Source organism: Megasphaera hexanoica (assembly GCF_043520715.1).
GTDB lineage: Bacteria > Bacillota > Negativicutes > Veillonellales > Megasphaeraceae > Megasphaera > Megasphaera hexanoica.
This window is the reverse complement of sequence record NZ_CP171361.1, coordinates 688,745-703,145: the sequence shown is the minus strand read 5'-3', so window position 1 is coordinate 703,145 and position 14,401 is coordinate 688,745. Positions and strand designations below refer to the sequence as shown.

13 protein-coding genes are annotated in these 14,401 nt (G+C 50.5%); 2 read left to right on the top strand and 11 right to left on the bottom strand.

The window, feature by feature from the left end:
• Positions 1-3 precede the first annotated feature (3 nt).
• The 7 genes from ACGTIC_RS03240 to ACGTIC_RS03210 all read right to left on the bottom strand — a co-directional run bounded on the left by ACGTIC_RS03240 (position 4) and on the right by ACGTIC_RS03210 (position 7,403).
• Positions 4-324, bottom strand: a complete 321-nt coding sequence (locus tag ACGTIC_RS03240; protein WP_199595676.1) for a hypothetical protein — start codon at positions 322-324, stop codon at positions 4-6.
• Between the two features lie 4 nt (positions 325-328).
• Positions 329-1,690, bottom strand: coding sequence for an acyclic terpene utilization AtuA family protein (locus tag ACGTIC_RS03235; RefSeq protein WP_257536626.1), 1,362 nt, complete (start codon positions 1,688-1,690; stop codon positions 329-331).
• Positions 1,691-1,918: 228 nt separating this feature from the next.
• Positions 1,919-3,364 carry a sigma-54-dependent Fis family transcriptional regulator gene (locus tag ACGTIC_RS03230; protein WP_162816210.1) on the bottom strand — a complete coding sequence of 482 codons (1,446 nt, stop codon included), beginning with the start codon at positions 3,362-3,364 and terminating at the stop codon, positions 1,919-1,921.
• 300 nt (positions 3,365-3,664) lie between these two features.
• Complete coding sequence (locus ACGTIC_RS03225; RefSeq protein WP_059076989.1) at positions 3,665-4,078, bottom strand: amino acid-binding protein; 414 nt, start codon at positions 4,076-4,078, stop codon at positions 3,665-3,667.
• Positions 4,079-4,109: 31 nt separating this feature from the next.
• Positions 4,110-5,150, bottom strand: a complete 1,041-nt coding sequence (locus tag ACGTIC_RS03220) for a 3-deoxy-7-phosphoheptulonate synthase (RefSeq protein ID WP_059076990.1) — start codon at positions 5,148-5,150, stop codon at positions 4,110-4,112.
• 91 nt (positions 5,151-5,241) lie between these two features.
• Positions 5,242-5,934 carry a response regulator transcription factor gene (locus tag ACGTIC_RS03215; RefSeq protein WP_059076991.1) on the bottom strand — a complete coding sequence of 231 codons (693 nt, stop codon included), beginning with the start codon at positions 5,932-5,934 and terminating at the stop codon, positions 5,242-5,244.
• Positions 5,931-7,403 carry a cell wall metabolism sensor histidine kinase WalK gene (locus ACGTIC_RS03210; RefSeq protein WP_059076992.1) on the bottom strand — a complete coding sequence of 491 codons (1,473 nt, stop codon included), beginning with the start codon at positions 7,401-7,403 and terminating at the stop codon, positions 5,931-5,933. Before ACGTIC_RS03210 ends, ACGTIC_RS03215 begins: the two co-directional genes overlap by 4 nt.
• A 167-nt stretch (positions 7,404-7,570) precedes the next feature.
• On the opposite strand from ACGTIC_RS03210, the gene ACGTIC_RS03205 reads away from it, so the two are divergent.
• Together ACGTIC_RS03205 and ACGTIC_RS03200 are read left to right on the top strand one after the other, a co-directional pair.
• On the top strand, positions 7,571-9,034 hold the full coding sequence (locus tag ACGTIC_RS03205; protein WP_113855359.1) for a glycosyltransferase family 39 protein: 1,464 nt from the start codon (positions 7,571-7,573) through the stop codon (positions 9,032-9,034).
• Between the two features lie 229 nt (positions 9,035-9,263).
• A complete protein-coding gene (locus ACGTIC_RS03200; protein ID WP_113855358.1) occupies positions 9,264-9,695 on the top strand; it encodes an Hsp20/alpha crystallin family protein in 432 nt (143 codons plus the stop codon).
• A gap of 165 nt (positions 9,696-9,860) precedes the next feature.
• Here the strand turns inward: ACGTIC_RS03200 and cytX are convergent, their stop codons facing one another.
• From cytX to ACGTIC_RS03180, 4 genes are all read right to left on the bottom strand, one after another.
• Entirely contained in the window at positions 9,861-11,027 is a 1,167-nt protein-coding gene (gene cytX, locus ACGTIC_RS03195; RefSeq protein WP_113855357.1) for a putative hydroxymethylpyrimidine transporter CytX, read from the bottom strand.
• Positions 11,028-11,069: 42 nt separating this feature from the next.
• Positions 11,070-11,435, bottom strand: a complete 366-nt coding sequence (locus ACGTIC_RS03190) for a DUF488 domain-containing protein (protein ID WP_075581887.1) — start codon at positions 11,433-11,435, stop codon at positions 11,070-11,072.
• Positions 11,436-11,525: 90 nt separating this feature from the next.
• On the bottom strand, positions 11,526-12,359 hold the full coding sequence (locus ACGTIC_RS03185) for a pyridoxamine kinase (protein ID WP_113855356.1): 834 nt from the start codon (positions 12,357-12,359) through the stop codon (positions 11,526-11,528).
• A 96-nt stretch (positions 12,360-12,455) separates the two neighbouring features.
• Positions 12,456-14,393 carry an ABC-F family ATP-binding cassette domain-containing protein gene (locus ACGTIC_RS03180; RefSeq protein ID WP_113855355.1) on the bottom strand — a complete coding sequence of 646 codons (1,938 nt, stop codon included), beginning with the start codon at positions 14,391-14,393 and terminating at the stop codon, positions 12,456-12,458.
• Positions 14,394-14,401 lie beyond the last annotated feature (8 nt).

Below are 14,401 nucleotides of genomic sequence, written 5' to 3'. Positions count from 1 at the left end.
TAATTATTCATCATCAATTTCAATATACATTCTGAGAAGAGCAGCTTCCATGCATTTTCCCAGTGTGTCCAGGCGCAGGGAACGGGTCGCACCGCCATCGAGGGCATGATGCATGACGAAGTTGAAGCCGTCCAGCTGGGGGACGTCGTAACGTACGACATCGCCGAATACGAGTCCTTCGAAATGACGGCGCACGGCATCAGCCGTCAGTTGTTTTTCCATCGCTTTATAATACTGGGGTTTCCGTGCATAGATGCAGATATTGGATGTATCGCTTTTATCGCCGCAGCGGCCATGGGCGATATCTTTTAATTGTACTTTCATGATTTCAGACCTCCTCAACAAATGTCGTAAGTTTGATAGCGTCACGCGGAATCAGTGTCGGCCAGAGAGCAAATACTTCACTGGGACGGCTGCGGCCACCGAAGAAGCAACCCTGTGCCGGGCCGTTCAGATTACTGACAGCTGCTACTTCCGGCGTCAGTTTCAGGCCTTCTTTTTTCGATTCCGTCATGATTGCGTAGCGGAGGACGACTTCATTGAGGTCGGCATCGATTTCCGGAGCCAGCGGTCCATGGAGGGCATTGACGCCGAGATAGCTGATGTTCTTGCGGATGATTTTAGCATTCTTCATGGCAAGCCGTTTGTCGAGGATATCGGCAGCCATTTTTGCCTTGTCGTAAGCGCGCGGCCAGGAATAGGGCAGGTAGGCAATGGTACGGTACCCTTCCAGATAACCGACGCAGAGTTTTAGTGTATCCGGAGCCGGTGTACCTGTAACACCGCGGACAGCTACGTGATCCCGTTCGATTTCTTCCAGTGTAATCTTGCTGAAATCGGCGACGACATCGGGAGTAATGTATTTGGATGGATCATGGATTTCATAGAGCAGCTGTTCTTTGACCGACTGAGGCGTAACCAGGCCGCCGGTATTCTTCGTCTTCGTCAGGACGAGGCTGCCTTTTTCGCTGATTTCGGCAATAGGATAGCCAAGGTTTTCCGGGCTCGGCACGTGTTCCCAGTCGTAGTCATAGTTTCCGCCGGTCGCCTGGGCGCCACATTCGCAGAGATGGCCTGCCAGGATGCCCGTAGCTTTGGCTGTCCAGTCGTCGAGTTTCCAGCCAAATTCATAAATGAGGGGCGCTTCAAACATAGCTGTATCGGTCGAGCGGCCGAGAATGATGATGTCTGCTCCGTCTTCCAGGCATTTGACAATCGGTTCTACCCCGTAATATACGTTGGCGTTTACCATATTGGGCAGGATGCGGTCGATATCTTCACCCGTATCCATGTGTTTCATCGTGATACCCTGGGCACGCAGCTGGGGAATCAGTTCGCGCACGTCGTCACCGAGTACATAGCCGACTTTCAAATGATAACCGCCTTCGCGGATGGCTTCTTTTGCTTTTTCCACGCAGGCTTTGACATTCATGCCACCGGCATTGGTAATGACCTTGGTCCCTTTTTCGGCAAGATAGGGAAGCATACCTTTTAGAGCCGTGATGAAATCGCGGGCATAGCCGGCTTCAGGCCGTTTTTCCTGCTGGCGCCGCATAATAGAGAGTGTAAGTTCTGCCAGATAATCACAGCAGATATAATCAAGATTGTCTTCCCGTGCCATCGTAATGGGGGCATCGCTCAGATCGCCCCAGAACCCCTGGCCTCCGCCGATCCGGATTGTTTTCATCATAACGTAACCTCTTTTCATAAATAGTTGTGATAATAAGTATATGCAAGTCATGACTGTAACACATTGCTTTCACCATTTTATATGAAATTATAATGCCAATAAATTCTTCCGGAAGTATACGCGGAAACCATCCATAATATGCCCTTTTGACACAGAAACAGCCAGCGTATCCACTCCTCGTTGTATACACTGGCTGTTTCTTTTGTATACTAGGTATACACATAATGTTTACTTAGTATACACATTATTGGAAAAACCATATAATTTATATTTTTTATAAAAAGTCCGCCGGCTGATGCCCAATAATTCCATGGCTTTCGTCTTGTTTCCCTGTGCTTTTTCCAGGGCTTCACGCATCCGTTCCCGTTCAATCTGCTGAATATCCATCCGAAGCGGCGATACATTCTGCTCCTGGCCGGACGGAGCTCTCTGTTCTTTTTCAGGCAATTCTGCCGTATATCCATCCCGGCTCTGTCCCTGCAGCAGTTCGTCAGGCAGATCTTCCGGCAGGATCACACTCCCTCCTGCGACGATGACGGCATATTCTACGCAGCTTTCGAGTTGCCGGACATTTCCCGACCAGGGACTCTTCTGCAATACGGCTGCCGTACCGGGAGAAAAAGACAGGTGCTTATGATATTTTTCTGAAAAAATATCCAGGAAATGGTTTGCCAGGAGCAGGATATCTTTCCGCCGTCTGCGCAGGGGCGGTATGACAATTTTAAAGGTATTGAGGCGGAAATACAAATCTTCCCGGAATTTCCCGTCTTCTACCATCTGTTTCAGATTCCGGTTCGTCGCCGCAATGACCCGGACATCCACTTTCTGTACTTTGTCGGACCCTATCTTCTGGATTTCTCCGGACTGGAGAACCCGCAATAATTTAGACTGCATGAATAAGGGCATCTCGCCGATTTCATCGAGAAAAATCGTACCGCCATCAGCCAGTTCAAACTTGCCGGCTTTCCCGCCCCGGGAAGCACCCGTAAAGGACCCCGACGTATAACCAAAAAGTTCGCTCTCAATCAGCGTTTCAGGAATGGCCGAACAATTCATGCTGACAAACGGATAACTCCGTTTGCCGCTCAGGCTGCGGATAGCCTGCACGAAAACTTCCTTCCCGGCTCCGCTTTCCCCTTCGATGAGGACCGTCGCATCCGTCGGCGCCACGATTTCCGCCATTTTCAAACAGCGTAAAAAGGCCGGGTCTTCGCCGATAATATGAGAAAATTCCCTTGGCAATGACGGCTTCTCCGTTGACAAAGCTTTAAATATGGAATGACTCAGGCGCTGGGTCTTCTCCAGTTCCCGCTGCACTACTGTAATTTCCGTAATATCTTTAAATACCGATATGGCACCACAAAAGACGCCTTCCTTAAAGATAGGCGTAATGTTGACGAGAATCTTCTTTCCCCGCGTCCGTACCTCAACAAACTGATGCAGCCGCGGCTTATGATCCATCAGCGTATCCAATATGACCGCTCCCGGTTCAATTTCATCCATGCGCCGGTATAACACTTTTTCTTTTTTTACGTTCAAAATATGCGTATACGCTTCATTTAAATACACAATCCGCGAATCCGTATCGACAATGACGACGCCATCGGTTACGGCATCCATTGCCTCCATAAGCATATCCGGGCTGACACCCTGCACGGCCCGTTTTCCTGCCACGACGACCACCTCCGGAATACATTGCATAATTTTTTATCGTCACGTTACATGTATCAAGATATCACCATAGATATCGATTCCTTCATTGACCATTTACCTTTATTATACAATGAACCATCCTGCTTTTGCCACAAAAATGCATGGATTATGTAGATTGTAAACTGAAAAAGACCGCATACCTCGCGGTACACGGTCTTCTTCAATCAACATTAATAGAGGAGAGCCGATGTGCTGCCACCGGACTATCTCCTTTTTTAGTATTATCACACGAAAGGAAAGACTGGACAAACACACGCCGCATCAGAAGCGGTCTAACAGGCGATAGCCTTTGCCTTTGAGAAAAGTTTCCGTTTCCGGTTCGTCTGTTTTGAGAACAGCTATGGGAGAGGATGTTTCCCGGTCAAAGGAAATGTAGCAGTATTTGACGAATACGTTGGCCCGGCTCAGGTTGGACAGGATTTTGTTCAGTGTGCCTGGTTTATCCGATGCCATATCAATGGCCAGTACTTTGTCGATGCGGCACTGATAGCCCGCTTTGACCAGTTCTTCCTGCGCTTTTTCCGAGTCATCTACGATCATGCGGAGGATGCCGAATTCGGCACTGTCATTGGCCAGTATGGTGTAAATATTGATATTTGCCTTAGCCAGCACATCTGTAACCCGGCCCAGGGCGCCATTTGTATTTGCCGTGAAGAGAGAAATCTGTTTAAGCATGAATGTTATCTCCTTATATCTGAAATTTAGGTTAGTAATCTACGCGGTCTGCCAGTTCCAGAATCAGTGCTTCTGTTTTTTCCCAGCCCAGGCAGGGGTCAGTAATCGATTTGCCATATACGCCATCACTGATTTTCTGGTTTCCGTCTTCAATATAGCTTTCAATCATCAGTCCTTTTACCATCTTTTTGATGTCCTTATTCATATGACGGCTGTAGAGGACGTCATTGGAAATGCGGATCTGTTCCAGATATTGTTTACCTGAGTTGGCATGATTGACATCGATGATGACGGCCGGATTTTCCAGGTCCCGTTTGCCATATTCTTCGAACAGGCGCTGCAAGTCTTCATAATGATAGTTGGGAAGGCTTTTGCCGAATTTATCCACATAGCCACGCAGGATCGCATGGGTCAGCGGATTCCCCAACGTCTTGACTTCCCAGCCACGGAACAGGAACTGCTGTTCATGCTGGGCTGCGGCGATAGAATTGAGCATGACGGAAATATCACCCGATGTCGGGTTTTTCATTCCTACAGGAATACCGACGCCGCTGGCAATCATACGGTGCAGCTGATCTTCGACCGAACGGGCCCCGATGGCGGCATAGGATAATAAGTCCGATAAATACCGGTGGTTTTCCGGATAGAGGATTTCTTCTGCACAGGTAAATCCCGTTTCCCTGATGACCCGCATGTGCATATCACGGATAGCGATGATGCCGGCCAGCATGTCTTCTTTACCTTCCGGATCCGGCTGGTGCAGCATTCCCTTGTACCCTACCCCGATGGTACGCGGTTTATTGGTATATACGCGGGGAATGATATAAATCGTGTCCTTGACCTGTTCCTGCACGCGGGCCAGGCGGTGTGCGTAGTCCACGACGGCTTCTTCATTATCGGCAGAGCAGGGCCCGATGATGAGCAGGAAACGGGAATCTTTGCCCGTAAGGATATCTTTAATTTCTTCGTCGCGCCGGCGTTTCGTTTCATAAATGGCCGGCTCGACCGGATAATCTTCTTTCAGTTCCTGCGGCGACGGCAGTTTCCTGATGAACTCCATTTCCAATTCCATATACTATACCCCCCAAAAAACTAAATGGTAGCTTCAATTATACCATAGGAAGGAATCTTTCATCCAGTATTTTTCACGGATTCCGTGCCTGTTATGGCTTAAACTTATACCCTACGCCCCATATGGTGAGCAGATGGCACGGCTTATTGGGATCTTTTTCGATGGCTTCCCGGAGGCGGTTGATATGGACCGGCACCGTGGCCGTATTGCCCAGGGAATCCATGCCCCATATCTTGTCATAAATCGTTTCCTTGCTGAATACCATATCGGCATTGACCATAAGAAATTCCAATACCTGGAATTCTTTATTGGGCAGGACTTTTTCCTTATTTCCCACAAATACCCGGTGTGTATCAGGGTCGAGGGAAATATTTCCCAGAGTAATGCGCGATTTTTTCCTGAGCGATGACCCTTTCAGGCGCTGGTACTGGGCCAGCTGGGATTTGACCCGGGCCACGAGGACGCTCGGTGAAAAAGGCTTTTCCACGTAGTCGTCGGCACCGAAGCCGAGTCCCCGGATTTTGTCGATATCTTCCCGCTTGGCCGTGACGATCATAATAGGGATATCAACCTTGTCCCGCAGGCGGCGGCAGACTTCAAACCCGTCCATGCCGGGCAGCATGACATCGAGAAGTACCAGCTGGTACGTACCACTCAGCGCTTCGTTCAGCCCGGCCAGCCCGTCAGAGGCAATGACGACGGTATATCCGCTCATTTCCAGGTAATCTTTTTCAATAAAGGCAATATCCTGATCATCTTCTATTATTAAAATACGTTCATTCATAGAGCATCTCCCCCGGCAGGCAGTTCCATATGTACACATAAGCCATGAGGATGGACCGGCAGAAAAATGACGGTCCCGCCCATGAGCTGCATCCCCCTTGCGACTATAGAAAGGCCCAGGCCGCTGCCATCACCAGTACGGCTCCGCGCCTTATCCGTCCGGTAAAACGGCTCTGCCAGGCGCGTCAGCGCTTCTTCCGGCACACCCGGCCCATCATCGGCGACTTCCAGGCAGACCGTGTTATCCTGCCTCCATGCGCGGATACGGATATGTACATCTTCTTCTGTTTTATATTTTATACTATTGGCCACCAGATTCGTCATGATGCGCTGCCATACTTCCCGGCTTCCGATCACAGGCAGTTTCTCTGGGGAACGCTGCCACACTACCAGAGCCTGATGACACTGCCAGCCTTCTTTATTTTCTTCTATTATATCAGAAATTACTTCATTTAGCTCTAGTGACTGTAGAGGCAATGCTTTTTCTCCCAGATCCATTTTAGAAAAGAGGAACAGCTGGTCAATCATGCGGCTCATATCTTCTGTCTTTTTCTGGATGACCTCAATATAGTGTCTGCGCCGTTCCGGCGTATTGGCCACGTTGTCAGCCAGCCCTTCAATATAGGCACGGATAGCCGTGAGGGGCGTGCGGATGTCGTGGGACATGCTGGCGATGAGTTCCTTTCTGTTTTCTTCCTGCCGCGTCCGTTCCTGCAGCGACCGTTCCAGTTCTTCCGTCATGATATTGAAGGTATCGACGACGGGCGCTACTTCATCCATATGGTTGTAGGTCAGGCGGCAGGTGAGATTTCCCTGCCGCACCTGATCCGATCCGTTCTGAAGCAGCCGGAGCGCCTGCAAAATATAGCGCAGTACAAACCGCGTCAGGAAGAAAATGGTCCCGGCCAGGAGCAGGAAAAAGGCGAGAAAGATGGCAAAGAGCGTTCCCTGGGTAGCATGTTCCACGGCATCATCCGTACCATGAGGCATCTGCCGGCTGACAAAATACAAATGATACAGCGAATCATTGATATATTGTTTTTCCATATAATAAAACTGCCCCGTATCGGCATGGACGTATGTATCCCGCTTCTGGCTGAAAAACGGACGTTCCCGGATATCACGGGGAATGTCTTCCATCATGCCGGCAAGCTGGCCATTGCCGTATTCGTAAATACGGCCGCCGTCTTTTTCCAGTACGACGTAACTCTGTTCCGGCGACAGCATTTCAATGATCCATTTATAATGTTCCGGATCATCACCGCTGCTGCGCAGGGCCCGGAACACGAAATGATGGACCACATCGCTGGCCCGGTTAAACTGGGTGGAACTTTCGACGTAGACGTGGTTTCCACTCTGCGTAAAAAGCCAGAGTCCGCCGGCAGCCATCAGAAACAGGATGGCCGTCATGAGTATGGGTACGACGAAGACGAGTATATGCGATAGGATCAGGCGTTTTTTTATAGTCACAATCATCCCTCCCGTTCTATCTTACTATCCGTCCGCCCCGGTTGCAATGACCGTTTTTTCTGTTTAATTTTTATTTAACACTTCTTATATTTTCTTTAAATGTCCTTACGCTTTTTATAACATTTCTCTGGTACCATAAACCTATCTTGCAGAAAGAAGGTTATGGTATGAAGTACATCGAACGGCATCCCTATGTAGTTCTCAGCATCTGCGCGCTCGTCCTGTTTCTGGCGGCCAATTCGTTTCTGGCGATTACCGATTCCGCCGAATCGAATTACGCCCTGACGGCAAAGGAAATGGTCCTCTCCGGCGACTGGCTATCGCCTCAGATATACGGCCATTACTGGTATGATAAGCCTATTTTCTATTACTGGGAACTGGCCCTTTCCTTTTCCGTATTTGGTTTTACAGAATTTGCGGCACGACTTCCGTCGGCGCTGATGGGGACTGCAGGTGTACTGTTCACATACTGGTTCACCGCCCGGGTATACGGCCGGTCTCTTGCCTTTTCTGCCGCTATCATCCTCATGACCAGCGTCGAATGCTGGCTTCTCTCCAAGGCAGTCATCACCGATGCGACGTTATTCCTCTTCATGAGTGCCTGCCTGGCCTTCTTCTACCTCGGCTATAGGGAAAACCGCCGCTGGTACTGGGCCGCCTATGTCATGGCCGCCCTGGCAGTACTGACCAAAGGTCCCATAGGACTGGCCCTGCCGGCACTGGCTGCCCTGATATTTCTCATCCTGCGCCATGACCTGAAAGAACTGCTCCACGTCCATCTGCTGAGCGGCATGGTCCTTTTCTTCGTCATCACCGGTCTCTGGTACGGCTTCATGTACAAGGTTCATGGATCGGATTTTCTCCTGAACTTCTTCGGTGTCCACAATTTTCTCCGGGCAACCGTTCCGGAACACGGCAGCAAAAACGTCTGGTATTTCTATATCATCATCTTTTTTTCCGGTTTTGCCCCCTGGAGTTTTACCTGGCCCTGGGCTCTCTGGAAATACAGGAAAGAACGCCGTATGCCCTTTGCAGGCAGTGATCCCTGTGCGCTGCTGCTCGCCCTGTATGCTGCCGTAACATTCATCTTCTTTACTCTTATCGCCACGAAATACACGACCTATACCTATCCCGCCCTATTTTCTCTCGCCATCCTGAGTGCCGGCATGCTGCAGCACTGGCATCTGCCTGTCCGGAAAATCGCACTGGCCGGCGGGGTCCTGTATACGATTCTCGCATTTACGGTGGCTCCGCCCATCATGCTGCACCAATCCGGCAAGACCATCGGTCAGACTCTGGCCCAGATGGACACCAGCAACACGGCTATCTGCTTTTACAAAGGATACAGCACCAGTGCCGTGTTTTATAGCGGCAAAACGATATACCGGGCCGTACCTTCCGGTGAATTGGAGAAATTACAGCCGGGAAAGCTGGACTGGAATGCCAAAAACGTCATGCCCATGGCTCCCATCGACAGTCTCATGCAGAATAATCCGAAGCTGATCATCATCGACCAGAATCACGATACGGCTCTGGCCAGCCGCTATTATGCCCTGTACGGCCAGATGCCGGATCATATCTCACTGCCCGGTCATACGACCATCTGGTCTGCCAGCCATGCCAAAAGTTGACACGATGCAAGATATCCCTGAAAAGTTCCCACAACGGGGGCTTCAGGGATATTTTTTAAAAAATAATAATTTTTCTTAGCACTCTATTGACATGGTGGCTAACAAGACGTATAATACAAGTGTAATCGGAAGTAAGAAGATTACAAGGAAAGGTCAAAAGAACAGAAGCAATGCACAGACCTGTAAATAATGATCTCAGGCATTACCAATTACGAAAGAGGGTATTATTATGAGAGACTTATTTCCAGTATTAAACAATGATTTTTCTATTCCGAGTGTATTTGATGATTTCTTTAATGACGGCTTTTTCTCCCGTATACCGCAGATGAGCATGCCGAAATGCGATATTGAAGACACGGGTACCGCTTATATTGTGACGACGGATCTGCCCGGTGTCAATAAAGAAGACATCAGCGTCACCTATGACAACGATGTCCTGACTATTGCCGCCCAGCATAAAGAAGACCAGCATGATGCACAGCATCAGACGAGTTATGTATGCAGAGAACGGATGAATACAGCGTTCCAGCGCCAGTTTGTCATCCACAATATTGACAAATCCGGCATTAAAGCAGCTTTCCGCAATGGTGTCCTGAAAATCGGCCTGCCGAAACTCAACCCCCAGACGCAGGAACAATCAGGCACGATTGATATCCAATAACCCCCCTTTGTCCAGGGCCTGACGCCACTAGGTGCCAGGCCCTTTTCCTATCATTCCGGCAATCATGGCAGCTATAAAAAACGGGCCGGTATACCATGAATACGTTTATCCATGGTATACCGGCCCGTTTCGCTTATCCGGCGACGGAGCGCTATGGCACGGCCCTTACGCTCTGGCCGGCAACAGTTTATGAATGATGGCACTGGCCAGCATGACCAGTACGATGACCGGGAAAGTAATCCCCCACGGCGTCTGCACATCGAGGAGTGCCCGGTACAGGGCAAAGCCCGCTACCCAGAGAATCAGATTAATCCAGCAGACATTCTGACTGCTATGGTCCTGCCGCAGGATAAAGTAATCCGAAAGGAGGATAGCCGTCATGGGCGCAAAGACTGATCCGATGAGATAGAGGAAATCTTCAAACCGGCTGGCATCGACAGCAATGGCCAGGACCATACCGCCGGCACAGGCGATAAGGGCCAGGACCGTATCGGAAACCTGGGGGATCAGGCTGCGGCCGCTGACACCGGCGGAAAAGGCATCGAGGAAGGTCGTCGTCACAGTGGACAGGAGGATGATCAGGATGCCGATCAGCCCCATCCCTGCCTGGAGCATAATGGCGGCAATGTCGTCTTGTCCCGTGTACAGAGCTGCCCCCATGCCGATGACAAACATCCAGGTACTCGCTATAAAGTAGGCGCCACAGCTGGCGGCCGTCGCCTTGATGGGCTTTTCTGCCGTACGGGTATAATCAGAAATAATGGGCAGCCAGGAAAGGGGCATAGCTACGGTCAGTTCGATGGCTTCCCCCATAGTCATCGTGCCATCCGCCTGGAAAGATGCACCACCACCGAAAATGACAGCGCTCAGGACCAGCGTGAGGATCAGCAGGGCCGCTATGACGATGACATTGATGCGTCCCAGATTTTTCAGTCCCAGCACGATCCACAGCGCGATGAGAGCTGCTATGATGACGCTCCAGAAGGCCGTACCGATAGCCGCAATCGTATTGGCCGCTACGGCAGCACTGGCAATCATGACGGCAGTCCAGCCGATGAGCTGGATGACGTTCAGCCCGGCAAACAGTTTTGCGCCCTGGCGTCCAAAAGAAATCTGCACCGTTTCCATGGCGCTCCTGCCGGTCCGGCCGCCGATCACGCCGGCGCCGAACATGACAGCACCGCCGATGACGTGGCCGATGATAATGGCCAGAAGCCCCTTGCCGAACCCCAACGGTGCCAGAAGCATCCCCGTCAGAATTTCGGCAATAGAAATACCGGCGCCAAACCATAAAAGTCCATTGGATAATACCGAAGTTTTTGTTTCATTCATGAAAATACATCCATCCTTTCTTTCTATGTCTCTGTCCTGTCGTTATGGCAGGGCCTGAAGCAGCCAATGCTGCAGGACCAGGGCATGACTGTGTGCCGTGTCTTTTGCCGCATATACGAGGGTCACATTTCCCCGCTGCAGATAGGCACGACAGTCCTCCAGAAATGAAGCACCTGCCTCATTCATGTCAAGTTCTGCCACATAGCGCTTTGAAAATTCTTCATACAACGCCGCATCATGGCCATACCATTTCCTAAGTTCCGGCGACGGGGCGATTTCCTTGGCCCATCGGTCCAGATGGGCCCGTTCCTTTGAGATTCCCCTGGGCCAGAGCCGGTCTACGAGAATCCGTGTGCCATCGGCCGATTCCGGCTGATCATATATCCGCTTGATTTGTATCGTATACATCGCAATCTCTCCTATCTGATATGATTCATATACCTGCCATTATCCATAAAAAAGCACTGCTGCCCTCCGGCTGCAGCGCTCTTTTCCATGTCAATCGGTCTGTACTTCTTCGACGAGATTCAGGCATTGTTCGATGGGGATTCCTTTGTAAATATCCTGTACTCCCATATTGGCGGCGATAAGATTTCGCACACTCTCCATGGAAAGAAGGGCCGCTGTTTCCAACGCATGTCCACGCAGCACCTGTCCTGTCAGGATAGCTGAAAAAGCATCGCCCGTGCCCGGGAAGCGGACGGGGATCAGATTGTACGGCAGCTGGAAATAGGTATTCCGCTCATGATCATACCCCAGCACGACATAGGTTCCCCCGGTCCGCACGCTGGTAATAAGGATGGAATGAGGACAGATGGCGCGGAGCGCATCGACGAGCTGCCGTGTTTCCGTTTCGTCCAGGTCGCCTTCTCTGCAGTCCATGCCGGCCAGATAGGCGGCTTCTGTATAATTGGGCATGATGTAATCGGCAACACGGCACAGATTACGCATCCGCTCTACCGTTTCTGTTTCCACGCCATTATACAAATGTCCTTCATCGCCCATGATGGGATCAACAAAAATGCGCACACCCCGGCAGGATTGTTCCTGGCAGAAGCGAGTCACAATGTCTGCCTGTTCCTGGGATACGATAAACCCCGTCGTAACGGCATCGAAGGAAAAGCCCAGTTCATCCCAGACCTGCAGCGCCTTTTTCATGTATTCCGTCGTTTCCAGGATATCGAACTTCCCATAATCCAGCGTATTGGATACGACGGCCGTCGGCAGATTATACACATCGTATTTCATATGGGCCAGAATGGGCATCATCGCTGCCAGTGCTACTTTTCCATACCCCGGTATATCATTGATCAGCAAAATTTTTTCGTTCATCTACATAACTCCCTGCTTTGTATTTGTCAACACGATGTCACTCTACTGGTTAGTATATATTACATTGGTGCTGACTGCAAGGAAAAGGAGCCATCTTTATTCTTTTTCTGATAGTTCCGCCCAGGTGTCATAAGCTTCGTCCAACTTCTGCTGCGTACATTCATAGAGTTCTGTCAGTTCCATCGCCTTATCAGGGTCCGTCTGATTTTCCGGCTGGTTCAGCTGGAATTCATACATTTTGACGGTCGCTTCCAGTTCGGCAATCTTCATTTCTATCTGTTCCAGCTTGCGTGCCGTCCCATAGGACGGCGCTTTTTTCACGGCTGGTGTATCAACCGCTTTGACCGGTTGTGCCGCTGTCTGGGAAGACGGCCGTTTTTCTTCTTGTTTTTCTTCCGTTTTTCCAGTTCCCTGTTCTGCTGCCTCCTGTGCCTGCAGTTCCGCCGCTTCCCGTTCTTTTTCCCGGTAATAGGTGTAATTGCCCAGGAATTCCTTCAGCTTCTTGTGTTCCAGAACCAGCGTCCGCCCGGTAATCTTATCGAGGAAATAGCGGTCATGGGATACGACCAGATAGGTACCGCCGAAATCAAGCAGGGCCTGTTCCAGGATTTCCCGTGTCGGAATGTCCAGATGGTTCGTCGGTTCGTCGAGAATGAGGAAATTCGGGCCTTCGAGAAACAGCTTCAATAAGGCCAGACGTGCCTGTTCGCCACCGCTCAGACTATCGATTGTTTTAAATACATCGTCGCCGGTGAACAGGAACCGCCCCAGGACATTGCGTGCTTCATCTTCGCTGTAGCTGAAGGCATTCATGATTTCTTCCAGTACACTCCATGCCCCGTGCAGTTCCGTATGTTCCTGGGCAAAATAGCCGATACGGACCCGGCTCCCCAGTGTGATATGACCGCTGTCCGGTTCTTTTTCTCCCATAATCATCCGCAGCAGCGTCGTCTTGCCCGTCCCATTGGGGCCGATGAGGGATGCCGACTCACCGCGGCGCAGGAGCAGGCTCAGGTGATCGAAAAGCTGTCTGTCACCATAACCGCCACAGACATTGTCGAGGACCAGCACTTTTTCCCCGCTGCCTTCCGCCGGGGCAAAATGAAAATGCAGTGTCGCTTCTTCCGGTGCCAGTTCAATCCGTTCCAGCCGGTCCAGCTGGGACTGACGCCCCCTGGCCTGTTTGGCCTTGATTCCGGCTTTGTATTTGCGGATATACTCTTCCGTTTCGTGAATGTGTTCCTGCTGCTTCCGGTAGGCATTTTCCAGTGCTTTGCGACGGGCACGGCTTTGTTCTACATACCGCGTATAATTTCCTTTGTACTTGGTGATTGTCCCATGGCTCAGTTCCAAAATCCCCGTAGCGACCCGGTCGAGGAAATACCGGTCATGGGATACGATGAGAATGCCCCCGCCATAGGATAAGAGGTATCCTTCCAGCCATTCGAGCATATCCATGTCGAGATGGTTCGTCGGTTCGTCCAGGAAGAGATAGTCCGGACGCCGCACCAGTGCCTTTGCCAGATTGATACGCGTCTTCTGTCCACCGGAAAAGCTCTGTACGGGCCGGTCCATATCCGCTTCTCCAAAGCCCAGTCCCTGAATGATCTTACGGCTCATCGATTCATATTCGAATCCTCCCAGCCATTCGAACCGTTCCTGCATATGGGCATAACGGTTCATCAGTTCCATATTATCCGGCTGGCTCTGCATCTGTTTCTCTACATCTTTTAACTGGCCTTCCAGACGGAGGACATCCTGCCAAGCCTCTGTCATCGTGTCCCTGAGCGTTATGTCATCATCATAGGTGATGTCCTGCTGCAGGTATCCTACCGATTCTCCTTCGGAAAGGACAAACGTTCCTCCATCATACTCTTCTTCTCCGATGAGACATTTCAGGAGTGTCGATTTGCCCGCACCATTGGCCCCGATCAGGCCCAGCCGTTCTCCCCGGCGCAGTTCAAAGGATACGTCGTGGAAAATATTCCGTACGCCAAACGATTTTTCTAATTTTTGTACTTTTATGCTGCCCAATTGTATAT